This is a genomic window from Larkinella harenae (assembly GCF_054780515.1).
In genome coordinates this window covers 1,386,928-1,409,961 of the sequence record NZ_BAAGWE010000002.1, presented here as the reverse complement: position 1 = coordinate 1,409,961, position 23,034 = coordinate 1,386,928, and the positions used below count along the sequence as shown (strand labels likewise).

The following is a 23,034-nucleotide window of genomic DNA, read 5'->3' as shown; positions in this document are numbered from 1 at the left end:
GAATGTATTTCCTAAACCTACAGAGAAATTATCATGCATAAATTCATTTTGGGTCTGGCGGGTGTGTGTTTGCTGGTCGCCCTTGCGCTGATGGTTAGCGGTAATATGCCGATGGCCGGTCCTTTCCTGATTGCCTTCTTTTTGTCCGTAGCGATTGGGTTTCAGGGTTACAAGAACCTGAAAGGCTTTTCCTACACAGTCATTATCTTTTCGGCTGTTACCACGGCCTTATATTATCCGCAATACTTTGTTTCAGCGGGCGATTTCAAGTTCAGTACCTTAATAACACCCCTGATTCAGCTGATCATGTTCGGGATGGGTACCTCCATGAGTTTCGACGATTTTGTGGGGGTCATCCGAATGCCAAAAGGCGTTTTGATCGGCGTGGTAAGTCACTTTTTGATCATGCCCAGTATTGGTTACTTTCTGGCCAGTATCAGCGGGCTGCCCCCCGAAATTGCCGCGGGGATCATTCTGATCGGCTGTTCGCCCAACGGAATGGCGTCCAACGTAATCTCATACCTGGCCAAAGCCAACCTGGCGCTGTCGATCACGATCACGGCGGTTTCAACCATGATGGCCCCCTTCGTTACGCCTTTGCTGATGAAAATGCTGGCCGGGGCTTTCGTTGAAATCGATACGGTGGATATGATGATCGACATCGCGAAAATGGTGATCATTCCCATTGGCGCGGGCCTTCTGTTCAACAAGTTTCTCAGTGGCCGGGCCGTCTGGCTCGACAACCTGATGCCGTACGTTTCGATGTTCGGCATTGCGTTTATCATTGTCATCATCACGGCAGCCGGTCGCGATAGCCTGCTGACTATCGGGCCGCTGTTGTTGGGGCTGGTGTTGATTCATAATTTGTCGGGTTACTTCCTGGGCTACTGGTCTGGACGTCTCTTCAAGATGAGCGAGCGCGATTGCCGTACGATGGCCATTGAGGTGGGCATGCAGAACGGCGGTCTGGCGTCTGGTATTGCCAAAGAAATGGGGAAGATGGCCACGGTGGGCCTGGCTCCCGCCATTTTCGGACCATTGATGAACATTACGGGGTCTATTCTGGCTTCCTGGTGGCATAGCCGCATGCCGAAAGAGGAGCGGGACGCTGTGCAGGAAATGGAATACCGCCGGCATTAATAAAACTGTACGTTCGGCCCCGCTATGCGGGGCCGAGTCTTAACAAAACCTGACGAATGACTACAACGACGCTTGCCTTTGCTGCAACATTAACGGGCCTGGTTATGATGGCTGCCAACTCTGCCGAAGACTTGTTCAAATCCAGTGTGTTTACGCCCGCCAACGGTTTTACGTCCGGGGTTGAAGGCCCGGCGGTGGATAAGTCGGGGACGGTTTACGCCGTTAATTTCGGCAAACAGGGAACAATCGGGCAGGTCACACCGGGCGGTGAAGCCAGCGTGTTTGTTGAACTGCCCGAAGGAAGCATTGGCAACGGAATCCGCTTCAATAAGAAGGGCGATATGTTCATTGCCGATTACCCCAAACACAACATCCTGAAAGTGGCCGCGGGGACCAAAACGCTGAGCGTTTTTGCCAACGAACCACGCATGAACCAGCCCAACGACATTGCCATTGATGGGAAAGACCGGCTGTATGCAAGTGATCCAAGCTGGAAAAATAATACCGGAAACATCTGGCGCATCGATACCGACGGCAAGGTCACACTGCTGGAAGAGAACATGGGCACAACAAACGGTATTGAAGTGAGTCCCGACGATAAGCGGCTGTACGTCAACGAATCCAACCAGCGGAAAGTCTGGGTCTACGATCTGTCGGCCAGCGGGCAGGTGAGTAACAAGCGTCTGCTGATCGAGTTTTCAGACTTCGGGATGGACGGTATGCGCTGTGATGCCGACGGTAATCTGTACATCACCCGCTTCGGCAAAGGAACCGTTGCCAAGGTGTCGCCCGACGGCAAAGTCATCCAGGAGATTCAACTGGTTGGCAAACGGCCCACAAACATCTGTTTCGGCGGCAAAGACGGGCGCACGGCCTACGTCACCCTACAGGATCAGGGCAATCTCGAAAGTTTCCGGGTCGATAAGCCGGGCCGGGAGTGGGCCATGCGCAAGAAATAACGCTACTTTGAAATCACCACCGCGATTGCTTCAGCTTTTCGGGCTGGAGCACGCGGATGTTGGTGCCGCTCACATCAATCAGGCCATCTCCTTTGAATTCGCTCAGCGTCCGGATCAGCGATTCGGTAGCGGTTCCGACCATGGCTGCCAGGTCATCGCGCGAAAAGGGGATAATGGGCTGGCTATTGTCACTTTGCAGGCTAAAGTGCAGCCGTAGTAGTGTGTCGGCCACCCGACGGCGCAGCGAGTTGTACGCCATGCCCAGCAATTGCTGTTCGCGGTCGGTGACGCGGTTGGCGAGCAATTGAACAAACCGCCGGGCCACTTCGCCATCGCGCGAGAGCAGATCCATAAAAGTCGCTTTTGGAATGTAGATCAACTCCGAATCTTCCAGCGCAACGGCCGAATCCGTTTGATCGGTTTGCTCCAGCAGGCTTACGTAGCCGAAGAAATCGCCCGGCTGGTATAAGCCCGTGATAAATTCTTTGCCGTCAGCGTTCGTCTTAACGGTTTTTACCCGACCAGCTTGCACAAAATAAAGCCGCATCGGTTCGTCGCCTTCCGAATAAACATACTGTTTTTTCTTGACGAGATGTCCTTTCCGATCAACGGTAAGCGAGTCAATGCCAGTAACGGTCTGGGCATCATCCAAAAACTGAACCAGCCCCGCTTTGGTCGGTTCATACATGGGACGCATCTGATCGAATCGTTTCAGACGGCCTTCCACCGCGCTCAGCAGTTCAATCTCATCGAATGGTTTGGTCAGGTAATCGTCGGCCCCCATTTCCATGCCCTTGCGGAAGTCGGCCCGCTCGGTTTTGGCCGTCAGAAAGATGAACGGGATACCCGACAAATCCGGGTTTTTATTGAAAATATGGAGCACACCGTATCCATCCAAAACAGGCATCATGATGTCGCAGATGACCAGATCCGGCTTGGTTTCAAGCGCTTTTTCGACGCCAACTTTGCCGTTTTCGGCCGTCAGAACGTGGTAGTTAGCCAGTTCCAGGATTTCGGCGGTGTTTTCCCGAATATCGTCGTTATCTTCAATGAGCAGAATCGTTTTCATGACGGAATGAGAGAATTACGGTGGTGCCCTGGTTGAGGTGACTTTGAAAATCGATGGTGCCGTTCAGCAGCTTGAGGTACTGGGCCACAATGTGCAGCCCCAGTCCGGTTCCCTGAATGGCATTGGCATTTTTGGCCCGGTAAAACCGTTCGAAGAGGTGCTTCTGGTCCTCTTCCGACATACCAATGCCTTCGTCCTGAATGGCAATTCGAACCGTTTCGTCCCGGCACCGGAGACTGATTCGGATTGGTTTGTTGTCGCCGGAATATTTGATGGCGTTCGACAGGAGGTTGGTCAGCATTTTACGCACCAGCGAAGGGTCAAGCCAGGCTTTTTCACGGCAATCCTGTTCGATCCGAATCGTCTGACCGGTTTTCAACATGCCCTGAATGTCGTTGACGACGCTGTTGGTCAGTTCGTTGAGATCAAACAGCGAATAGGACGCTTCAATTTTTCCTTCTTCCAACCTCCCAACGGAAAGAAATTCTTCCAGAATGTCGTTAAGGTGGTTGACCGATGCTTTGATTCGTTGAATATGGCGGCTTCGTTTATCCTGCTGCTCGGTGGTGGTATACCGGTTCAACAGGTCGGCTGACGTCAGAATGGCACTCAGTGGGGTGCGGAATTCGTGCGATGCCATGGATACAAACCGCGATTTTAGCTCGCCCAGTTCGCGTTCGGTGGCCAGCGCCTTAGACAGTTCGTCTTTCGATACTTCCAACTGATGCAGCGTTACCATGAGCGCATTGGTCCGGTCGGCTACTTTTTGTTCCAGCTCGGCATTCAGTTGCTGCACGCGGTTTTTTTGCTCGATCAGCGCCCGCTCGGCTTCCTTTTTATACGTAATGTCGATGACGTAAGCCACCACGTACAATTCTTCGTTGCGGTGAAAATAACTCAGGCTGATTTCGGCCGGAAACGTTGAACCATCTTTGCGTTTGGCGTACAGATCGCGCCCGTGGCCCATCGGGCGGACTTCCGGATTCGCATTGAACGACATCCGCAGGTCTTTGTGAAGGGGCGCAATGGAGTCCGGAACCAGCAGCTCGATGGTTTGTCCGACCATTTCGGATTCGGTATATCCAAATAATTTGAGCGCAAACTGGCTAACCGACAACATCTTTCCCCGGTGGTCGGAGAGAATGATGCCGATGGTGGCATTGGCAAAAACGGCAGAAAACAGGTCAGTAATCATACGGTTTTGTCCGGTTTGCTGCAAAGAAAGGCTTCTGCCGGAATTTGTTGCAAGATAGATGCGAAAAAAGAGCGACCGACTGACAAATGTCAGTTGCGGAACCAACCTATCTCATAGGGGGGCAATTGGAAAAGGCGCAATTTTACCGATACTGACGTAAACAGAAAGCCGTAAATCAGAAATTATTAATCCGTTGATTGTCAATTATCCATCTGTTTTATGGAAACAACTTTTTTCCGACCGCTGATTGTTCCAGCCAAAACCGCAGTTTTGCTGGTTTTTGTGCCTGATTTGGCGACGCAGCAGGTCGTGTTGAATCAATTGCTGAAGCGGGTCGGATCAGAATTGGGTGAACGGATTCGAATTACCCGTGTCGACCAGGTGGTACACCCCGAAGTGGTCAGAAGTTTTGGTGTTCAGCAACTGCCGTCATTCGTATTACTGAAACAGGGAATAGAAATCTGGCGGCATAACGGGCTGCTGAGTGCTGCGGAGTTGCTTCAACTCCTGAACGAGCGTTTGCAGGATGCTGCGGGCTGGGAAAGTTAATAAGTATAGTGCCAATTGACTTGCTGTTCGGAAACGTAAAACGTGTAAAACAAAACCCTGCCGTGGTCTAAACCGCCCCGGCAGGGTTCCCAGCTACCATCTTACTCAAACTTACTCAACACACTAATTATCTTCCCGGCGTCCGATTATTCCGAATCCGCCGTCGTTTCTTTTTTAGTGTCTGCTACCAACTCGCGTTTGTCGATGTAGTCCAGCAGTTGCTGCACGTTGTGGTTGGTAGGGTCTAGCTCCAGCGTTTTCTGCAAATACGGAATAGCCTGCGCAATTTCTTTTTCGCGGTAATACTGATAACCGATGAAGCTATGGGCTTCCACCAGGTCTTGCTTCGTAATTTTAGAGGTGTCGGCGTTGGCAATAAATGACTGGTAATACGTAATCGCCCGCCGACCCGCACCGTCGTCGGGCATGTAGCGGTTGACCCGTGCGCGCCAGAACGTTCCCCGGTCGAACGACGGATTCACCTCCGTGAGCCGGGCAAAAGCCGCATCGGCTTTCGGCAGCATGGCGCTGTCTTTACCAATGGCATACCCTAAATACGCGCTACGCCCCAGGTTGTAATAGTCTTGTCCCATAATCCGCTGATGATGGTTTTCTTTCCACCGGATACTTTGCTCGTAAGTCAGTGCCGCATCGCGGTAGTTTTTAAAGTCTTTGTAATGAATCTGGGCAATTTCGTCGTAATAGTTCCGGGAGGTGTCTGCCGCAGCTTTGGTCAGATAAATCAGCGCCAGGGAGTCACTAACCGTGGTGGTATCGTTCCGGTTGGCATACGCGCGACCCAGCGCGGCATAGTCCATCGCTAACCGTTCCTCTTCCTTCGTCGAGCGCAGCACATCCTGCATCAGCGTTAGGGCTTCGTCGTATTTTTTAAAATCGTCGCTTAGGTAAGCGTAGGCGCGCATCCGCCAGGTTTCGTTGCTGTTTTGCAGTGTCGATTGATCCCTGACTTTTTCCAGGTAGTCGATCATGTTTGTATAATCTTCACTCAGAAACGCCAGCTTCGTGTAACGCAAAAGGGTTGAATCAGTCGGTTCCGAATTGTCAACCATTTTTTTGTAGTTAAAAGCCGCCAAGCGGTAGTTAGGCCCAAGCATGTACAAGTCACCCAGGTTTTCATAGGCCGGGGTGTACGTCGAATCAACACTCAGCGCTCTGACAAAATAATCGTACGCCTTCTTGTAGTTTCTTGATTTTTTGAAAACCAAACCGATTCCCGTCAGGTCGTGCGGTTTTTGGGTGTTGATCAGGAGGGCCGATTCGTAAGCTGATACGGCCGCAGCGCTCTGGTTTTTCAGCCGTAACGCGTCACCTTTTACCGTATAATACTCGGCTTTTTTGTCTACTTTTTCGTCGCGCAATACTTTGTCAATGAGTCGTATAGCCTCGTCGGGGTCTTGTTTCCCATCGATGAGGATATTCATTTCGGCCAGCCGGTGCAGCCAGTCGGGGTGTTTGCGCTTGGCCTTTTTCTCGACTTCGGCCCAGACGATTTTTGCTTCTTCGGATTGGCCGCGCAGCAGCGCAACCCCACCCAAACCAATTTTATTCAGGTAATTTTTGGTGTCTAAATCCAGTCCTTGCTGAAAAGCTAATTGGGCCGAATCGGGCTCAGTGATTAGTAGAAAGTAACGTCCCAGGAAAAAGTACGAATCAGGCGACGGCTGGCTCGAAACCGATTGACGGAGCAGGTCACCCGCCTGTTCGGGGCGTTGCGACTCGTAGTGAATCATGGCCTGGCGCGTCAGCACATCAACGTTTTGGGCCGATGCAGTTTTGGAGCGTTGAGTAATACAAAGGGCAATCAGAAAAGAAAAAATGAAATGCTTTTTCATACCGTTAGCAGGTTGCGTGGAATCGATTCCAACCGAAATCTGGAAGGGTGTGACCGGCAAATAGCAACCAAAAGCTAAAAACGGACTTAAGAAAAACTTAGAATTGCCTTAGAACGCCAAAAATTGAGACGGCCAAGTAAGAAATCGCAACTAATCAGGTTCGTATACTATTGGATTCGGTAGGTATATGATTTGGTAATCAGCTAGATATGGGAGGATTAGCTTGCCTGAAGCGGCCTTCATCGCCTGTTGGAGGCAGATTTGCGCTAGGTCTTATCCGGATTGGAGCGATGAGCTGTAAGCTGTTGTGTCTCCAGCAAAAAGCCTTCTTTCAGATGCTCATACAGGGAGCGATGGTCAACGAGCGAAGCAACCAGCTGGGCTGTTAAGCCACCCAATAGCAGCGGAAAGATGGCCGAATGTCGATCGGTCATTTCCAGAACCAGAATGGCGGCTGTAAAGGGAGATCGCACCACACCCGTTAAAAAGCTGACCATTCCAACCAGGATCACTACGGTGGATTCGCTTTGATCGATGGCGAGCATATGCGCAATCTGATCGCCCAAAACAGCACCCGCACTCAGTGAAGTAGCGAAAATACCCCCTGCACCACCGCTGCTGTAGCTTAGTACCATGCCCGCGATCCGCGCGGGAAAAACATACCAGGGCAGTTCGCCAGGATGATGAAACAGCAAATGATTGATCAGCGGTTTTCCGGTTCCGGCGGCATCGATGCCACCCCAATAGATCAGACTAGCGAACAACAGACCACAACCAACAACCCAAAGCAACTGCTGGGGTACGGTTTGCCAGCGTTTTCGGTATTGATTGATCAAAACGAGCACTTTCCCGAATAGGGCGCCCGCCAATCCGGCTAGCAGGGCGGTGACAAAAGCTACCCCTAGAAAAGGTAAGCCGGTGGTTGGAACTGTCGGATAGCCCAGGTAGAGATAGGAGCCCAGTAAGGCTTGTGCGGTCATACCGGCAATAATTACCGCTGTGAAGACGGCCGTGCGGTAGAAGGTGATATGCGTCTGCGTAAGCTCCTCCACCACGAAAACAATTCCACCCAAAGGTGTATTAAAAGCAGCCGCGAGTCCGGCGGCTCCGCCCGTAACGAGCGCAATCTGGCGCGAAATCTGAGGCCAGCCTTTGGGTTGCAAACGGTTGATCATCTGGAAGAGTGAGGCCGATATCTGGATGGTGGGCCCTTCCCGGCCGATAGCCCCGCCACCTAAAAGCAAAATCCCGCTACTCAGCACTTTAACGATGGCAATGCGGGCGCTGAGCAGGTGCGAAATTTTAGCGTGATGAGTGGGAGTGGCCAGTTCGATGGCGGCCATAAGCTGCGGAATACCGCTTCCCCGGGCAGCCGGAGCCAGAAAACGCACCAGCCCCCAGGAAAGTAAAAAACAAACTGGAGTCAGCAGAAAAGCCCACGCCGGGAGTTGGTGAAACCAACGTTGAAAGGACGCTTCGGACCAGGCGAATAAACGCTCGTATCCAACAGTTACCAGCCCGGTCAAAAGTGAAGCAATCCAGAAAGGAATGGATTGCAGGGTAGTTCGGCGTACACGATCATTATAAACCAATCGGACGTACCGATTATCAAACCGGGTTAAGATCCTTTGGTACAGAGAAGGTTTATTTTTCATCAAACTATAAAAGAACTTAGCAATGAATGAACGGGTATTTGCAACGAAACCGCTTTCAAATTCGTTGGGGCGCTCTGCCTTCAATCATTGATAGACAGATACCTGGATAAGCCGGAAAAAACGCAAAACGTAGTAGCACCAAACTGTAATGAATACCTTAGGTAGGGCTTAATATACGATTAGAATTCACTTAATGCTTGGTGTCGTCTGGCAAAGGCTAGTTTGGAGGCTTATGCCAACGGATGAAATGATTACAACCAGCATTTTGTCGGGGTTTATCCTAGAATAAACCAATTTTTATTTGTCCGTAAAGTAAACTTATTTCGTGTAGGGTTGGTGGACGGGCCAGCGAGTAGTCTTATCTGTACGTAATCATGCTGAAAATTTACCTGAGTTTTGTTTATGTTTTCCTGCTCCTGATCGGGCTTATCGGGAATCTGGGCACTTCTGAAACGCAAGTGCTGACCGATTTTCGGGCGCAGACAAATCCTGAATCCGAACGGAGCGGTTTTTCGCCTGCCGCCGATCCTGAAGAACTGGTAATTACCAACTTTGCCGGGCCTGATCTGACACCCAGCCCGGCCTGTCTGGCCGTAGCGCCCACCGGCGAAGTGTTCGTTGGGGTTGATATGATCGGGTCGCTGGGCAAAACGCCGGGGAAGGGCTATGTAATCAAGCTGGTGGATCGTAACAACGACGGTAAAATTGACCAGCACACCCAATTTGCGATGGTGGACAATCCGCGCGGAATCATTGCCAGCGGGGATCAGGTTTTTGTCCTTCATACCACCTTTTCGAAGGAAACTGGCAAAGCCAGCGGGATGGATCTGGTGGTTTTTGAGGATAAAAACGGGGATGGCGTGGCCGACGGAACACCCAAACCGTTAATTCAGAACATTAGCTCGCCTAAATTTCTGCAAAGCCGGGGCACCGACCATGCTACCAACGGGATTCGGATGGGAATTGACGGCTGGATTTACATCGCCGTCGGGGATTTCGGTTTCCACGGTGCCGTGGATCGTTCCGGAAAAAAAATGACGCAGCTCGGCGGAGGCATTGTGCGGGTGCGGCCAGACGGCACCGAAATGGAGGTTTTCTCGCACGGTTTGCGGAATATCTACGACGTGGCCATCGACCCCTATATGAACGTTTTTACACGGGATAATACCAACGACGGGGGCGGCTGGAACATCCGGTTCAGCCACCAGATTCAATCGGGCGAATACGGTTATCCGGTATTGTTCAAGCATTTTACCGACGAAATCATTCCGGCGCTGGTTGATTTGGGGGGCGGTTCCGGCACAGGTTCGCTGTTTATGGACGATGCTACCTGGCCGGCAAAGTACAACAACGTTCCGATGATGGCCGATTGGGGACGAAGCCAGCTTTATATTCACCGCGTGACGCCGGACGGTCCGACGTTTACCCAGAAAGAGGAAGAATTCATCAAATTGCCCCAGATTACGGATGTCGATGTCGATGCGTCAGGACGGATGTATCTGTCGGCCTGGGATGGGGCGGGGTACTCCGGCAATCCGGCCAAAGGGTACGTCGTACGGGTTGTTCCGAAAAGCTGGACGTATAAAGCCTTTCCGAATCTTAAAAAATCGTCCGTTAAGGAACTGGTATCCTTGCTGAAGTCAGGAAGTTCCGTGGCTCGACTGGCGGCCCAGCAGGAATTGCTGACGCGTCCCGCCAAAAATGCGGCCCAGGCCGCCTGGGCCGTTGCGGAAGACAAAAGTTTGTCGCTGCCGGTCCGGATCGCGGGCATGTATACCTACGCGCAGCTCGTTGGTGAAGAAGGAACGCCCAAGCTAGTAAAACTAGCCGCTGAAAATGACGTTCGGGAGTATGCCCTGCGGGCGTTGTCCGACCGAAAACCGTACCTCAAAACCGTACCGATGGAGCCATTTTTTCAGGGGTTGAAAGACCCTTCTGAACGCGTGCGGCTGGCTGCAACGATTGGTTTGGGGCGTTTGGGTCGTCTAGAAGCCGCTCCGGCCTTGTTGCAGGTGCGCGTTCCGGCTTCGTTTGTGGCCCCGGCGAAAGGCACGGAAGGACCACACGCAACACCCAATGCGGCCATTGTGCCGGGCCATATGGCGGTGCGGGCGCTAGTGAGCCTGAATGCGGTTGATGCCTGTATCAATGCCATTGGAACCGAACAATCGGCCCTGGCGCTGTGGGCATTGCGGTACATGCACGATACCAAAGCGGTGAACGGTTTACTGGTAGCTTATGGGAAAACGTCCGATGGAAACCTGAAAAAGCAGATTCTGACGACGTTGTCGCGGCTTTATAAGAAGGAAGCAGATTACGACGGTTCGTGGTGGTGGAGCACCCGACCCGATACCCACGGTCCGTACTACAAAGGCATTACATGGGAGTCTTCGCCCGCGATCAGGGAATTTCTGATGAACGAATGGAAAAAAGCGAGTGAGGCTGAAAAACCATTTTTTGCGGACCTGAATGAGCGGCACCGCATGGAAATTACGGAGTTCGGGGGCGAAGAGGTCGTGGCGGTCAAAGAAGAAACGAAAGTCGATCTGGAGAAAATCCGGAACCAGAAAGGGCAAGTGGGCAAAGCGTCGATTGAGGACGTTATGCTGGCCATGGCGAAGATTCCGGGCGATCCGGCGCTGGGCCGCAAACTGTTTACCCAGCAAGGATGTATTGCCTGCCACAGCCTCAGCAAGAGCGAGCCGATGAAAGGGCCGTTCATGGGGCAAATTGGTTCGATTATGAACCGGGAGCAAATTGCCGAGTCAATTCTAAAACCGAATGCGTCGATTTCCCAAGGCTTTGCTACGGTACAGATTACGGCAAAAGGAAATAAAACCTACATGGGCTTTGTAACCGAAGAAAGCTCCACGCGCCTGGTGCTGCGGGATATTGCCGGACAGGTTTACACCATCAAAGCGAGTGACATCATTGCACGCAAAGAACTAGAAACCTCCATGATGCCGTCAGGTCTGGCCAATGCCTTATCGTACGAAGAATTTGCTTCGCTGATTACCTTCCTGTCTCAGCAGAAAAAGTAACTTATTGGCGGGAGGTCGGCGTTTGTTTACGCGCTGATTTCACGCATCAGTTCCAGCCGGAAAACCGTGGGCTGGCCTTGGCCGGATGTGACAGATAGAGTTCCCTGGTGGAGCCGGACAATGCGTTCGACCAGGGAAAGACCAACGCCGTAGCCCCGGGTTTCGGCGGTTTGACGGCTGCGGTAGAAAGGCTCAAAAATGTACGGTAAGTCGTCGGCGGGGATGGGCGCACCGTTGTTTTCTACGCTGATCAGGACCGACGTTTCGTTGAAGCGAACCTCAATTCGGGCTTGCCCATCGTCCGAAAATTTGCAGGCATTCTCCGTCAGGTTTTTTAAGGCAGTGCGCAAAAGTGCGGTATTGCCCGGCACGGTCAGTTGGTTAAAATCGTCGGGCAGCTCCTCAAAATGGACACTCACATTGTAATGGGTATGGATGGCCTTGACTTCTTCCCGAATGTCCCAGACAACTTCGTCCAGCCGCACCGAGTCCGTCAGCAAATCCGTGGCCGACTCCTGGCTAATCTTGGAAAGCTGCAACAGTTCCCGCGTAAGCGTGGATAGCTCGCCGACATCGTCCAGTACAGAACGGATGGTTTTTTCGTAAACGGCTGATTCCCGCCGGTTGAGCAGCGCTACTTCCAGTTGGGAGCTGATTTGTGTCAGCGGATTTTTAAGTTCGTGCGAAACATTGGCCACAAACATGCGCTGGAGCCGAAACGATTCGTCGATGCGGTCGAGCAGTCGGTTGACGGTGATTGACAAACGACTGATTTCATCATTTTCATGGCTGACCGGCAAGCGTCCTTGCAGCGTATTCGGAAAAATGTGGTTCAATTGCTGCTCCATCCGTTGCATGGGGCGTAGCGCTTCGCCCGCGTAAAGCCAGCCCGCGAGTGCCACCAGCCCGATGATGACGCTGAATAAACCCATCAGAACGCCCAGCATTCGGAGCAGAAACTGGTCGCCGTACAGGTTTTCGGCACTGGCCAATACAACATATTGCTCCGACGCCGTTTCGTACCGCACCCCGATGACGTAAGCCGCATCCTGCCGAAACCGTTTGTTGGTTTTCTTCCGAATAGCATCCAGTTCTTTGGTAGAAACCGCAAGCGGAGCCCGCTCATTGGTGATAAAAATCGGCGTGTTGTGCCCGTCGTATACGGCTATTTTCTGCGCTGGGAGCTGGTCTTTGCGAACCTGGGTGAGCTGTTTCAGCAGATCCGGGCCCATTTTCTGCCGGATCAACAATTCCCCGACGGTATTGGCTTTTCGGTCGAGCCGCCGGTAAAAATCAGACGAGATAAAGTACCAGCAGAAAGCATAAAGACAGGTAAAAGCCAGGGCCAGAATAGCCGAAACCAGACCAGTGAAGCGGAGTGTCAGACGGGTGCGGATGGTCATACCGTTGCGTTCAATAGCGTGTTGTCGTACCAGAAACGGTGACCTAAAAACCGTTTACCGCAGCAAAGCGGGAATATCGACCAGCCAGGCAATCATCAGCGTCAGGACGAACAGACCCACCATCAGAATCATCAACCAGTCGGGTTGCCAGGGCTCCCGTGGTGCCGGATTCGAAGGGGACACACGCTTGTGGGAGCGTGTCAGGTGGCCCGGGCTATTTTCGAATGAGTGGCTATACCGTCGATTAGAAGTCATATTGTGTCGCAAAAAACACGCTTGACTACAAAACAGGCCTAAAGTTCTTAAACAGGGTTAAGTAATTCCTTAGAATTCACTTAGAAATCATTCATATGTCATTTATTCTTCCCGGAGAACGTAGCCCATCCCAAACTGCGTATGGATCAGTTTTTTCGGGAAATCCTTGTCGATTTTTTTGCGTAAGTAATTGATATACACTTCAACGATGTTCGTTCCGGCGTCGAAGTTTAGGTCCCACACCTGTTCGGCAATATCGACTTTTGACAACACCCGGCCCTGGTTGCGCATGAGGTATTCGAGCAGGGCAAATTCGCGGGCTGTCAGGTCGATTGGCTGATCGTCGCGGCTCACGGTTTTGGCGTCCAGGTTCATTTCAATACCTGCAAACCGCAACGTCTGGGCGGTTATGGCTACGTGGGTACCGCGTTTGGTCAGAGCCCGAACGCGCGCCAGCAATTCGGAAAACTGAAACGGTTTGGTCAGGTACTGATCCGTTCCGGCATCGAAGCCCGTTATTTTATCGGCGGTTTCGCCCAAAGCCGTCAGTAGTAAAATCGGTGTGGTGATGCCTTCGGCCCGCAGTTGCCGAATTAGCTCAAAACCGTTCAGGCCCGGAATAATGACGTCGGTAATGATGGCGGCATACGTATTTTTCAATGCCAGCCGTTTGGCAATCAGGCCATCATACGCAATGTCTACCTCATACTGGGTTTCTTCCAGGCCCTGCCGAATGGCTTGCAGGGTTTTGGGCTCATCTTCAACTACGAGTATTTTCATGCTACAAAAACCAGTTATTCAGTTATCTAACGGTTCGCGAACCGGATTGTTACAGCAACCGGGCTGCCGACAGAAAGGGCAAAAATAATCCCTTAATGGGTTGCGGTACAAAATCCATCGGACCACTACCGGACATCAATCGCTTCGTCGATCAGCCGTTGCAGCGTGGCGTCGAGGTGGGCGGTTTCGGGCAAGGTAATCCAAAAAATCTCATCGAGAATCGCTCGGATTTCGGCAACGCTGGCCACGTTGCGTTGTTCCGATTCTCTGCCCAGGTGGTGAGTTGTAAAAACGGTATTGCGCAAACCATACCGGCGGTCGGCGGTGGAGCGGGCTACGGCCAGGTTTGTGCGGAAATAGGATTCGGGATGGTGGCACAAATACCAGCTGAACATTTCATAATCGGGAGCCAGGTGTTCGCGCAATGTAAAACCGTATAGGGGCCGCCATTCGTCTTTCACCTGAGCCTGTAATACCAGTTCGTTGTTGACCTCGATCAGCCGAAATGGTTCGTGGGGTGTGGCCTGCACGGTATTCAGTTCGAGCTTGATAGGCCCGGTGGGCGATAGACCGCCAAAACCCACATCGGCCAGGTACCAGTCGTCACCCACGGTTACCTTCAAAAGTTTGTGACTGATGGCTTTGACAACGCCTTCCGGAACGTTCCACAGAACGCGGGCGGCCAGGCCCTGCACCCGGAAGCCCAAGGCGAGCAGCACGTGGCGCAGCAACTGATTCTGTTCGAAACAGTACCCACCCCGGCGTCCGTACACCATTTTCTGTTGCAGCGATTCGAGGTCGAGTAAAACCGGCAGGCCAAGCAACGGATTGAGGTTTTCAAACGGGATGGTCGCCGTGTGCAGACGCTGGATTTCCTGGAGCGTTTCGAGGGTCGCCCTGTGTTCTCCCGTATACCCGATACGACGAAAATAAGCGTCGAGGTGGATTTCGGAAGGTGGTGGTGCCGTGGTCTGTGGCTGAGGTTGTTGGGTCATAGCTGGAAAAACGATCTGGCGTGAAAAATAACGTAGTAAATTTTTCAATAAATTGAAAAACACGGTTTTGCTGCTGACATAGGGCTGTCACAAGTTGATTGTTTCTTTGTGTCACACGAAAACCAAAAGCATCATGGCACACGCATTGGCAGAAAAAACCGAACTGACGTTGGCATCTTTCGTCACCGACTATGCAATTTACAACCTGTGGGCCAATCAGCAACTGGTCGATTGGCTGAAAGCGAAACCCATTGCGCTGATGGAGCAAACCGTTCCGTCGAGCTACCCCAGCCTGAAACAGACGTTGTTGCACATCTGGGATACACAGCGGTTCTGGCTGTCGGTGCTACAGCAGGTGCCAGCCCCGACGTCGTTTATCTGGGTCGGTTTTGAAGGAACCGTGGAAGATGTTTTCGAGGGGATTGTGGACCAATCGGTTGAGCTGGCGGATTACCTCCAGTCGCTGACCGAAGCCGAATTGCAGGAAGAGGTGATCTTCTCCTCTCCCTGGGCCGAAGGAGTTCGGTCACGGCTTGAGTTTGCGCACCATTGCCTGAATCACAGCACGTATCACCGCGGACAGGTGGTCACGATCGGGCGCAATCTGGGTCTGACGGATGCACCCATGACCGATTACAGTTTTTATTTTTTGATGAAGTAAACAGATGAATAACTAGATAAGAGAAGTTAGACGAGAGGGAAAAAAGACAGTAACAATTTCGTTTCTTTCGTCTCTGGTCTAACCTCTCTACACGAAATGACGCACGCGGACATCATTCGATACCGGCTGTATAGCCAGCAATTGGCGCAGCCAACACTGGCGACGCCCGCCGAGGTGGTGGCTTGGTTTGGGGCGGTTCAGGGGCAGGAGTACGCCCCCGCAAAATGGGCGCTGGGAAATCGGCTACCCGGCAGCACGGAAGCAGATATAGAACGGGCGTTGGCCCATCGAACCATCATCCGGACCTGGCCGATGCGTGGAACCCTGCATTGGGTGGCAGCCACCGATATTCACTGGTTGCTGGAACTGATTCACCCGCGCTCGCACGCCCTATACGCTGGTTACCTGCGCCGAAATGAGCTGGCGGAAACCGTCATTGCGAAAAGCTACAGCGTGATGACCAAAGCGCTGGAAGGCGGGAAAGAACGGAAACGCAGCGAGCTAAAAAAATTGCTGGACGAAGCCGGAATTCCAACGAACGAAAACCGGCTGGGCCTTCTGCTCGGTCGGGCTTCGTACGACCGGCTGATTTGCCACGGTATTCGAAGTGGTAACGAGTTTACGTTTGCGTTGCTCGACGAATGGGTTCCTAAAACTGGTAGCCTGTCGCGCGAAGAAGCACTGGCCAAACTAACCCGGCGGTATTTTGCCAGCCACGGTCCGGCCACGCTGGCAGATTTCGGCTGGTGGTCGAGTCTGACGCTGACGGAGATTAAAACCGCCATTGAATTAGTGAAAGCGGATTTTCTGTCGGCGGAGGTCGACGGTCAAACCTATTGGATGCCAGCCGCAACGCCCGATTTGGCAAGGGAGACAACGACGGTTTTTCTGTTGCCGGTTTACGATGAGTATTTAGTGGCTTACAAAAACCGCAGTGCTCCGCTCAGTGGACTGAGTCCAACGCAGGTTGCCAAAGCCGGAAACGGTATTTTTAGTCCAGTAATTGTGGCTGACGGGCGGGTTGTGGGAACCTGGAACCGGAAGAAAACGAAGCATTCGTTTTTGGTAGAAACCAATTTATTTGTTTCCTTAAACAGCGCGCAACAAGAGGCACTGCTGGCCGCTATGGATCGGTATCAGGCGTTTTGGGGGTGACAATGAACGGTTTATTCCTCGTCGGGCTTTCGGGAAATGCAAAACCGGTGCCAGCCGTATTCTTCCTGGTATCGCACTCGTAATCCGTAATTTTCGCAGATTTCCTTGATGATGGCCAGGCCCAGCCCCACCGAGTCAGGGCCCGTTCCTTCTTTCTTAAACCGCTCGAATAACCGTTCCGGAGCCGCTGTCAGCGGATTGCCGGTATTGCTGATCCAGAGCTGCTCGCCATCCGAGGTTAATTCGACCCGGCCAGCGGTATGGTTGTGCTTGATGGCATTATTGACCAGGTTCGTTACCAGGCTTTCGGCCAGGGCCGTGGGCAATTGCACCTCCAACGGTTTTTTGATTTGAAGCTGAACGGTAATCTGTTTATGAAGCAGCACTTCCTCCATCGCATTCAGTTTCTCGGCCAGCAAAGCCGTCAGGTTGACGGGGTGATTGTCGGTAAACTGCTGGTTTTCGATTTTGGCCAGCAGAAGTAGTCCCTGATTCAGGCGGGCCATGCGCCGGGATGCCTGGTAGATGTCTTCGATCCAGCGGGTTTGGGTTTCGGTGAGTTTCTCCGATTGAATGAGCTGCTCCACTTTGGCGTTGATCAGCGCCAGCGGGGTCTGGATTTCGTGGGAGGCATTTTCGGTAAACTCTTTCAAACTGCGGTAATCCTGCTGCATTTTATCGCCCATCTTTTGCAGGACCTCGTTCAACTCGCGAAACTCGTTAATCTCGGGCTTATCCAGATCCAGGGGCGTCGTGCTCGCCAGGTTGAAGCGTTTGATGCGGGCCAACGTTTCGTAAAAAGGATGCCAGAGCCGCCCCGACAGCTTGCCCTGAAACCAGAATGTACCCAGCAACAGCAGCCCCAGACAGGCCGCCATTGTTACCGTGATGACTTCAATAAGCTGGTACGATTGAATGAGTGACTTCCGGATAGCAACCCGGTGCGTGACGCCTTGAATGGGCACGTAAAAAGTAAGTTGCCGAAACGGCATCAGCTCGTTGTCGTACCGGTTTTGGATCAGCGTATCGATAAATGTCTCCGTTTGCCGCGTGTGCGGGCTAACTGGGTCAACGTCAATCTTGTTTTCGACAAAATAGGTGGTGTCCGACCAGTTTTTATGCGTCTTGAGGTAATTCTCAAAATCGAGTCGCTCCACCCGCAGGCGGCTTTCCACTTCTTTGTAAATCAGAAACCGGACGACCTGATAAAAGGCCAGCCCGGCGAAGAGGTAGACAACCAGCGAAAACGCCAGGTAAATACGGTTTGTTTTGGCCAGTAGTTTCAAGATTCTCCAAATTTGTACCCGATTCCGTACACCGAACGCAGGTAGTCCGACCCGCCTTTTTCCAGCAACTTCCGGCGCAGGTTTTTAATGTGCGAATACACCATGTCCAGCGAATCCGCTGAATCGATGTTGTCGCCCCACAAATGTTCGGCAATCGACACTTTGGTCAGTACTACGTCGATGTTCGACAGAAAATATAGCAACAAATCGTATTCTTTCCGTGACAAAACCGTCAGTTGGCCGTTGACGTACACTTTTCGGGCCGACGGATTGACCACAATTTCCCGGAAACGGATTTCGGTATGGCCGTTAAAATTCCGCCGTCGGATCAGCGACTTCACCCGGGCGTTCAGCTCCGAGAGGTGAAACGGTTTGGTCAAATAATCATCCGAGCCGATTTCCAGCCCCCGGATTTTGTCTTCCAGTGCGTTCCGGGCCGAAATGATGATGACGCCGGTGGTGGCCAGCAGTTTTTTCAGGGTTTCGATGAGCTGAAAACCGTTGCCGTCGGGCAGCGTCAGATCCACGATCACGCAATCATAGTCATACAGATAAATCCGCTCGTCGGCTTCCCTGAAGGTACTCGCCGTTTCGCAAAGATACCCCTCCTTGCTCATGTAATCGGTGATGCTTTCGGCCAGCCCTTTTTCGTCTTCTACCACCAGTACTTTCATTGCGTCATCGCTTTTTGAAGTCGCTAAAGTAGAAGCCAATGTTGGAAAGATTTGGGAGATTTTGAATTCCATTCGGTTTTGGGAGAAATCGTATCTCCCTGACTGCTACCGATTGATAAACAAAAACGGCGGAGAAGTTGAGCCCTCTTCCGCCGTTTTAATCGCTATTTAATCGTTTATACCAGGGTCGCGTCCACGCTGATGGTGGTGTTGAACAGTTTCGAAATCGGGCAGTTGTGCTCGGCATGATCAACCAGTTCGTCAAATTTTGCCTGATCCAGTCCCGGTACGCCCGCTTTCAGCGTCAGCTTCGAACTCGTAATTCCGCCGTCTTCCAGCGTTATGGCGCAGCTTACGTCCAGCGAATCGGCGGCAAAACCGGCCTGCTGAATGTTGAAGGCCAGTTGCATGGCGAAGCAGCCCGCGTGGGCAGCCGCCACCAGTTCTTCGGGGTTGGTGCCGATGCCGTCGGCAAAGCGGGTGTTGAAGGAATATTGCGTCTGATTCAGAACGGTGCTGGCGGTGGTCAGGGTTCCTTTTCCATCTTTGCCGGTTCCGGCCCAGTGTGCGGAGGCATTGCGTGTAATTTTCATGGCTAGTCTGATTTAGTTGTTCGTGATTTATTTTTGATGATTCAAAGGTAGACGGCGGTTTTTGGCTTATTTTTCACCTAGGTTAAAAAGCATCTGAGGTACCTAAATTTTTTGCGACGCGTGCAAGGAACTTGTTGGCGGGCAATCCCATTTTAAAGAAGATGATTTCGTCGAAACAGGCCATCTTACACCACCATTTACAGCAGTTTGCCGGTATTTCAGAAGCTGACTGGCAACTGGCCCGAAAGTTCTGGCACGTCCGGACGATGGCCCGGCACGACTATTTCAATTTTCAGAATTCGGTCTGTCGGCAGGTGGGCTTCATTTTGAAGGGGCTCTTTCGGGTGTATTATGTGGACCCCAAAACCGAGCAGGAACACAATCTCTACTTTATTCCGGAACATGCTTTTCTGACTTCCCTGAAAGGATTACTGACGCAAATGACCTGCCCGTATCTTATTGAAGCCCTGGAGGATGCGGAGCTGATGGTGATCGATCGTGACCATCTGCAACTTTTATACGGGCAGTCGCACGGCTGGGAGCGCTTCGGGCGGTTGCTGGCCGAGCAGTACTTCATGTTCAACCAGAGCCGGTCGGAAAGTTTGCTGACGCGGAGCGCCGAGGAACGCTACACGGATTTGCTGGACGCCTTCCCGAACATTCTAAACCGGGTTTCACTCGGTCACATTTCTTCTTACCTGGGCATCAAAGGCCCCTCCCTGAGCCGCATCCGGGCGCAGGTGGCCCGGCGGTGATCATTGATGCCATCCGGAAGGATTGAGTCGCCCAATTCAGCGGTCGTTCGGTCCACTTCATACCGCACTAGCCGCAATCCAGGCTTTTATGAGTTTTGAGCACATGATTCGGGAGATAACTTGCCTCATTAACTCGTAGAAACAACAATGCTTTTGAATTATTTCTTTAAAACGGCTGCGTTTTTGGGCGTCCTGTTTTGCGTATCCTGCCAGAAAGACGCTTCCGAAGCTCCCCAACCGGGTACTCAGTCTGCGTATCCCCACGGCGCTCCCAAAGGGCAGGCCATTACCAAAACCATCGGTGCGGAAGGAGGAACCCTGGCGACGACCGATGGCCGCGTTGCGTTGACCGTTCCGGCCGGAGCCGTTACCAAAGCAACGGAATTTTCGATCCAGCCCGTTGAAAACACCCTGCCTGGTGCCCGCTCCGAATCGTTCCGGCTGCTGCCCGAAGGAACGACGTTTGAAAAACCGCTGACGCTCCGCCTTTCGTACGCGAATCTCCCGCTGGAAGGTACCGTGCCGGAAGCCCTTTTTCTGGCTTACCAGAACGCCAATGGCCAGTACCGGCTAGTGACGAAAACCACGCTTAATACCACTGAAAAAACGCTGACAGTGACAACCACCCACTTCAGTGACTGGCAGATCTGCGAATACTATCGCGTGGTGGCCGACCGAACGACGCTGAAAGTCGGGGAGAAGGCGATTCTGAAATTGCAGCAGATTGGAAACCTGGAAATCATTGACGGGGTGGAGCTTGGCTTAGTGGATAGTGTTTGGAAAGATTATCCGGGCAAAAATGGCGAGAAAGCGAGCTGGGAGCTAGACGGCGAAGGAAAGCTGGCACCCGCCGGAACGGTCTGTACGTATACGGCTCCTAACCAAACGCCCGCTAAGAACCCGGTTTTTGTTAACCTTACGTTTGCTAATTTTCAGTATGCTACAGACCCCGTCACGCGCGAAATTGCTGGCCGGAGTCCTATGAAGATGATCTTTCCTGTTCCGATTGAAATTGTAACGGACCAATACGTCAAATTTACCTTTGGCGAGCAGACCTTTGACATCAATGGCGATTGCGTGACGGGCTGCATCACCGGGGAATTTGACGGCAAATTTTTCCTCCGCGCCACCGCTCCCAATCGCCGGGTGCTGGACATCACCATCAAGAATTTTCCCGCCAGAACGGGCCAATATGCCTTTAATCTCGATTTGGCGGGCCTTGAATTCAGCATGGGTCCCGGTTCCACAATTTATGTCGACGGCTATGGCAGTTGCCAATCTCCTTACAACACCGTCAACTCAGACGGCGCCGTTCAGATCACGAAATGGGCCGCGAAACCCGGTGAGTACGTAGAAGGCAATTTCAATGCAATGTTGTATCCCAAGGGCGAATGCGGCCGGGGCGGAAAAACAATTACCTGTAAATTTCGCGTGAAACGACTTCGTTAAAAATAGGAAAGCATCGGTCTGGGGGTACTTTCCCAAATGTTTCCAGAATTGAACGATTGCTTTGTGGAATAATTGGTCGCGATTCTTGCCAGAACCAATCCATTTATTCCGATGACACACGCTTCGTTTTTTGGTGGTAAGCCTCATGGGAAAGCCGCTGCTTCACCGAACGCCCGCCAGTACCGTCAAAAGGTGCTGGCGGTGCTACTATGTATAATCAGCCTTTGGTATGCCGACGCCCGGGCGCAAACGCTGACCTTAACGCAGGCCATTGATCAGGGTACACAGGCGTATCCGTTTCTGAAATCCAAGCAGGCCGAAGTCAAGAGCGCCGAAAAGCGGGTTCAGGCCAGCCGAACGGAATTCCTGCCCAGCATGATCGTTCAGGATCAGTATACCTACGCCACCAGCAACGCCCTGAACGGTTCGTTTTTCCCCAACGAAGGAACGGCCATTTCCACGTCCGGCGGCATCCGGCCCGACAACATTTACCAGGGTACCACCGGCAGCTTCGTCAGCGCCGTTATCGACTGGCGAATTGTCAACTTCGGGCGGGTGAAGGCCAATGTCAAAGCCGCCGAAGCAGATCTCAACCGTTCGCAATTCGATTACGAGAACGAGCTATTTCAGCACCAGGTACGGGTCATCGACGCCTACCTGACACTGCTGGTGAGCCAGAAACTCGTGGATGTGCAGCGCGCTAACTTCGAACGGGCGCAGACGTTTAAAAACGTGGTTGATGCCGGCGTTAACTCCGGGATGCGGGCGGGTGTCGATAGCTCGCTGGCCACCGCCGAGGCCGTTCGTGCCCGGCTGCAACTGCTGGAAAGCGAGCAGCGCGAACAGGTGCAGCGGCTGCGGCTGTCGGAACTGGTCGGCCAGGTGCAGACCGATTTGCGGGTCGATAGCATGCGGTTTTACACGACGCTGCCCCAAACCCGTTTTCAATCCGATTCTATTTCGCCGAAAAATCCGGTTCTGCGGCTTTTCCAATCGCAAATGGATTTATCGTCTGCCCGGAGCACGGCCTTGCAACGGGCCATGCTGCCGTCTATTTCGCTCGTCGGGGCGGGTTGGGCGCGGGGGTCAGGTTTCGCGAATGACGACGAATCGTTCCGCATGGATTTCAACCGGGGCCTGGGGTATCAAGCCTCGAACTACCTATTTGGGGTAGTGGCCCGCTGGAACCTGACCAATACCCTGCGGCTCAAGCACGATTACCGTAGTGAGCAGTTTCAGGTCGAGCGGTTTCGGCAACTCTACAACGACCAGCAACTGCGCATCACCCGCCAAAACCGGGAAGCCGAAACCCAGCTTTCGGTTGGTCTGGAACAGGCCCGGCAGGCCCCCGTTCAGCTCCGGGCGGCCCGGCAGGCCTACAATCAGGCCCAGGCCCGCTACCAAAACGGTCTGGCCGATCTGCCCACGCTCCTGCAAAGTTTTGTCACCCTCAACCGGGCCGAAACCGATGGCTACGTTGCCACCAGCAACGTCTGGCGGTTTCTGCTCCTGAAGGCTGCGGCCGAGGGCGACTTATCAATCTTCATGAACCAGCTTAACTAGTCCA

20 protein-coding genes are annotated in these 23,034 nt (G+C 52.5%); 9 read left to right on the top strand and 11 right to left on the bottom strand.

Annotation, left to right across the window (positions count from 1 at the left end; all coding sequences use genetic code 11):
• Positions 1-33 precede the first annotated feature (33 nt).
• A complete protein-coding gene (locus ACYVH9_RS16825) occupies positions 34-1,140 on the top strand; it encodes a bile acid:sodium symporter family protein (protein ID WP_460637533.1) in 1,107 nt (368 codons plus the stop codon).
• 56 nt (positions 1,141-1,196) lie between these two features.
• Positions 1,197-2,099 (top strand): SMP-30/gluconolactonase/LRE family protein, encoded by a 903-nt coding sequence (locus ACYVH9_RS16820; RefSeq protein WP_460637532.1) that lies wholly within the window; start codon positions 1,197-1,199, stop codon positions 2,097-2,099.
• Positions 2,100-2,112: 13 nt separating this feature from the next.
• Here the strand turns inward: ACYVH9_RS16820 and ACYVH9_RS16815 are convergent, their stop codons facing one another.
• Positions 2,113-3,168, bottom strand: coding sequence for a response regulator (locus ACYVH9_RS16815; RefSeq protein WP_460637531.1), 1,056 nt, complete (start codon positions 3,166-3,168; stop codon positions 2,113-2,115).
• Positions 3,146-4,363 (bottom strand): PAS domain-containing sensor histidine kinase, encoded by a 1,218-nt coding sequence (locus tag ACYVH9_RS16810; RefSeq protein WP_460637530.1) that lies wholly within the window; start codon positions 4,361-4,363, stop codon positions 3,146-3,148. Before ACYVH9_RS16810 ends, ACYVH9_RS16815 begins: the two co-directional genes overlap by 23 nt.
• Before the next feature lie 219 nt (positions 4,364-4,582).
• On the opposite strand from ACYVH9_RS16810, the gene ACYVH9_RS16805 reads away from it, so the two are divergent.
• Positions 4,583-4,912 carry a thioredoxin family protein gene (locus ACYVH9_RS16805; RefSeq protein WP_460637529.1) on the top strand — a complete coding sequence of 110 codons (330 nt, stop codon included), beginning with the start codon at positions 4,583-4,585 and terminating at the stop codon, positions 4,910-4,912.
• A gap of 146 nt (positions 4,913-5,058) precedes the next feature.
• Here the strand turns inward: ACYVH9_RS16805 and ACYVH9_RS16800 are convergent, their stop codons facing one another.
• A complete protein-coding gene (locus tag ACYVH9_RS16800; protein ID WP_460637528.1) occupies positions 5,059-6,765 on the bottom strand; it encodes a tetratricopeptide repeat protein in 1,707 nt (568 codons plus the stop codon).
• A 266-nt stretch (positions 6,766-7,031) separates the two neighbouring features.
• Entirely contained in the window at positions 7,032-8,420 is a 1,389-nt protein-coding gene (locus ACYVH9_RS16795; protein ID WP_460637527.1) for a chloride channel protein, read from the bottom strand.
• 374 nt (positions 8,421-8,794) lie between these two features.
• On the opposite strand from ACYVH9_RS16795, the gene ACYVH9_RS16790 reads away from it, so the two are divergent.
• Positions 8,795-11,461 carry a DUF7133 domain-containing protein gene (locus ACYVH9_RS16790; RefSeq protein WP_460637526.1) on the top strand — a complete coding sequence of 889 codons (2,667 nt, stop codon included), beginning with the start codon at positions 8,795-8,797 and terminating at the stop codon, positions 11,459-11,461.
• A 26-nt stretch (positions 11,462-11,487) separates the two neighbouring features.
• Here the strand turns inward: ACYVH9_RS16790 and ACYVH9_RS16785 are convergent, their stop codons facing one another.
• The 4 genes from ACYVH9_RS16785 to ACYVH9_RS16770 all read right to left on the bottom strand — a co-directional run bounded on the left by ACYVH9_RS16785 (position 11,488) and on the right by ACYVH9_RS16770 (position 14,894).
• Positions 11,488-12,864 carry a sensor histidine kinase gene (locus ACYVH9_RS16785; RefSeq protein ID WP_460637525.1) on the bottom strand — a complete coding sequence of 459 codons (1,377 nt, stop codon included), beginning with the start codon at positions 12,862-12,864 and terminating at the stop codon, positions 11,488-11,490.
• Positions 12,865-12,918: 54 nt separating this feature from the next.
• A complete protein-coding gene (locus ACYVH9_RS16780) occupies positions 12,919-13,119 on the bottom strand; it encodes a hypothetical protein (RefSeq protein ID WP_460637524.1) in 201 nt (66 codons plus the stop codon).
• Positions 13,120-13,221: 102 nt separating this feature from the next.
• Positions 13,222-13,899 carry a response regulator gene (locus tag ACYVH9_RS16775; RefSeq protein ID WP_460637523.1) on the bottom strand — a complete coding sequence of 226 codons (678 nt, stop codon included), beginning with the start codon at positions 13,897-13,899 and terminating at the stop codon, positions 13,222-13,224.
• A gap of 125 nt (positions 13,900-14,024) precedes the next feature.
• Complete coding sequence (locus ACYVH9_RS16770; RefSeq protein ID WP_460637522.1) at positions 14,025-14,894, bottom strand: arylamine N-acetyltransferase family protein; 870 nt, start codon at positions 14,892-14,894, stop codon at positions 14,025-14,027.
• A 133-nt stretch (positions 14,895-15,027) separates the two neighbouring features.
• On the opposite strand from ACYVH9_RS16770, the gene ACYVH9_RS16765 reads away from it, so the two are divergent.
• Together ACYVH9_RS16765 and ACYVH9_RS16760 are read left to right on the top strand one after the other, a co-directional pair.
• On the top strand, positions 15,028-15,555 hold the full coding sequence (locus ACYVH9_RS16765) for a DinB family protein (RefSeq protein ID WP_460637521.1): 528 nt from the start codon (positions 15,028-15,030) through the stop codon (positions 15,553-15,555).
• A gap of 96 nt (positions 15,556-15,651) precedes the next feature.
• A complete protein-coding gene (locus ACYVH9_RS16760) occupies positions 15,652-16,710 on the top strand; it encodes a winged helix DNA-binding domain-containing protein (RefSeq protein ID WP_460637520.1) in 1,059 nt (352 codons plus the stop codon).
• Between the two features lie 11 nt (positions 16,711-16,721).
• Here ACYVH9_RS16760 and ACYVH9_RS16755 read toward each other — a convergent pair whose 3' ends face one another.
• The 3 genes from ACYVH9_RS16755 to ACYVH9_RS16745 all read right to left on the bottom strand — a co-directional run bounded on the left by ACYVH9_RS16755 (position 16,722) and on the right by ACYVH9_RS16745 (position 19,263).
• On the bottom strand, positions 16,722-17,996 hold the full coding sequence (locus tag ACYVH9_RS16755; protein WP_460637519.1) for a sensor histidine kinase: 1,275 nt from the start codon (positions 17,994-17,996) through the stop codon (positions 16,722-16,724).
• Complete coding sequence (locus ACYVH9_RS16750; protein WP_460637518.1) at positions 17,993-18,670, bottom strand: response regulator transcription factor; 678 nt, start codon at positions 18,668-18,670, stop codon at positions 17,993-17,995. The genes ACYVH9_RS16755 and ACYVH9_RS16750 overlap by 4 nt, the downstream gene beginning before the upstream one ends.
• Before the next feature lie 176 nt (positions 18,671-18,846).
• Entirely contained in the window at positions 18,847-19,263 is a 417-nt protein-coding gene (locus tag ACYVH9_RS16745) for an OsmC family protein (RefSeq protein ID WP_460637517.1), read from the bottom strand.
• Between the two features lie 161 nt (positions 19,264-19,424).
• Here ACYVH9_RS16745 and ACYVH9_RS16740 point away from each other — a divergent pair, with 161 nt between their 5' ends.
• The 3 genes from ACYVH9_RS16740 to ACYVH9_RS16730 all read left to right on the top strand — a co-directional run bounded on the left by ACYVH9_RS16740 (position 19,425) and on the right by ACYVH9_RS16730 (position 23,030).
• Complete coding sequence (locus ACYVH9_RS16740; protein ID WP_460637516.1) at positions 19,425-20,018, top strand: Crp/Fnr family transcriptional regulator; 594 nt, start codon at positions 19,425-19,427, stop codon at positions 20,016-20,018.
• Positions 20,019-20,165: 147 nt separating this feature from the next.
• Entirely contained in the window at positions 20,166-21,467 is a 1,302-nt protein-coding gene (locus tag ACYVH9_RS16735) for a hypothetical protein (RefSeq protein ID WP_460637515.1), read from the top strand.
• A 111-nt stretch (positions 21,468-21,578) separates the two neighbouring features.
• Entirely contained in the window at positions 21,579-23,030 is a 1,452-nt protein-coding gene (locus ACYVH9_RS16730; RefSeq protein ID WP_460637514.1) for a TolC family protein, read from the top strand.
• Positions 23,031-23,034: the final 4 nt, after the last annotated feature.

Coding starts and splice junctions, on each gene's coding strand:
- ACYVH9_RS16780 (WP_460637524.1), bottom strand. CDS start 13,119: ATGACTTCTAATCGACGGTATAGCCACTCATTCGAAAATAGCCCGGGC.
- ACYVH9_RS16730 (WP_460637514.1), top strand. CDS start 21,579: ATGACACACGCTTCGTTTTTTGGTGGTAAGCCTCATGGGAAAGCCGCT.
- ACYVH9_RS16740 (WP_460637516.1), top strand. CDS start 19,425: ATGATTTCGTCGAAACAGGCCATCTTACACCACCATTTACAGCAGTTT.
- ACYVH9_RS16815 (WP_460637531.1), bottom strand. CDS start 3,168: ATGAAAACGATTCTGCTCATTGAAGATAACGACGATATTCGGGAAAAC.
- ACYVH9_RS16805 (WP_460637529.1), top strand. CDS start 4,583: ATGGAAACAACTTTTTTCCGACCGCTGATTGTTCCAGCCAAAACCGCA.
- ACYVH9_RS16765 (WP_460637521.1), top strand. CDS start 15,028: ATGGCACACGCATTGGCAGAAAAAACCGAACTGACGTTGGCATCTTTC.
- ACYVH9_RS16790 (WP_460637526.1), top strand. CDS start 8,795: ATGCTGAAAATTTACCTGAGTTTTGTTTATGTTTTCCTGCTCCTGATC.
- ACYVH9_RS16820 (WP_460637532.1), top strand. CDS start 1,197: ATGACTACAACGACGCTTGCCTTTGCTGCAACATTAACGGGCCTGGTT.
- ACYVH9_RS16760 (WP_460637520.1), top strand. CDS start 15,652: ATGACGCACGCGGACATCATTCGATACCGGCTGTATAGCCAGCAATTG.
- ACYVH9_RS16810 (WP_460637530.1), bottom strand. CDS start 4,363: ATGATTACTGACCTGTTTTCTGCCGTTTTTGCCAATGCCACCATCGGC.
- ACYVH9_RS16750 (WP_460637518.1), bottom strand. CDS start 18,670: ATGAAAGTACTGGTGGTAGAAGACGAAAAAGGGCTGGCCGAAAGCATC.
- ACYVH9_RS16795 (WP_460637527.1), bottom strand. CDS start 8,420: ATGAAAAATAAACCTTCTCTGTACCAAAGGATCTTAACCCGGTTTGAT.
- ACYVH9_RS16775 (WP_460637523.1), bottom strand. CDS start 13,899: ATGAAAATACTCGTAGTTGAAGATGAGCCCAAAACCCTGCAAGCCATT.
- ACYVH9_RS16770 (WP_460637522.1), bottom strand. CDS start 14,894: ATGACCCAACAACCTCAGCCACAGACCACGGCACCACCACCTTCCGAA.
- ACYVH9_RS16745 (WP_460637517.1), bottom strand. CDS start 19,263: ATGAAAATTACACGCAATGCCTCCGCACACTGGGCCGGAACCGGCAAA.
- ACYVH9_RS16785 (WP_460637525.1), bottom strand. CDS start 12,864: ATGACCATCCGCACCCGTCTGACACTCCGCTTCACTGGTCTGGTTTCG.
- ACYVH9_RS16825 (WP_460637533.1), top strand. CDS start 34: ATGCATAAATTCATTTTGGGTCTGGCGGGTGTGTGTTTGCTGGTCGCC.
- ACYVH9_RS16800 (WP_460637528.1), bottom strand. CDS start 6,765: ATGAAAAAGCATTTCATTTTTTCTTTTCTGATTGCCCTTTGTATTACT.
- ACYVH9_RS16735 (WP_460637515.1), top strand. CDS start 20,166: ATGCTTTTGAATTATTTCTTTAAAACGGCTGCGTTTTTGGGCGTCCTG.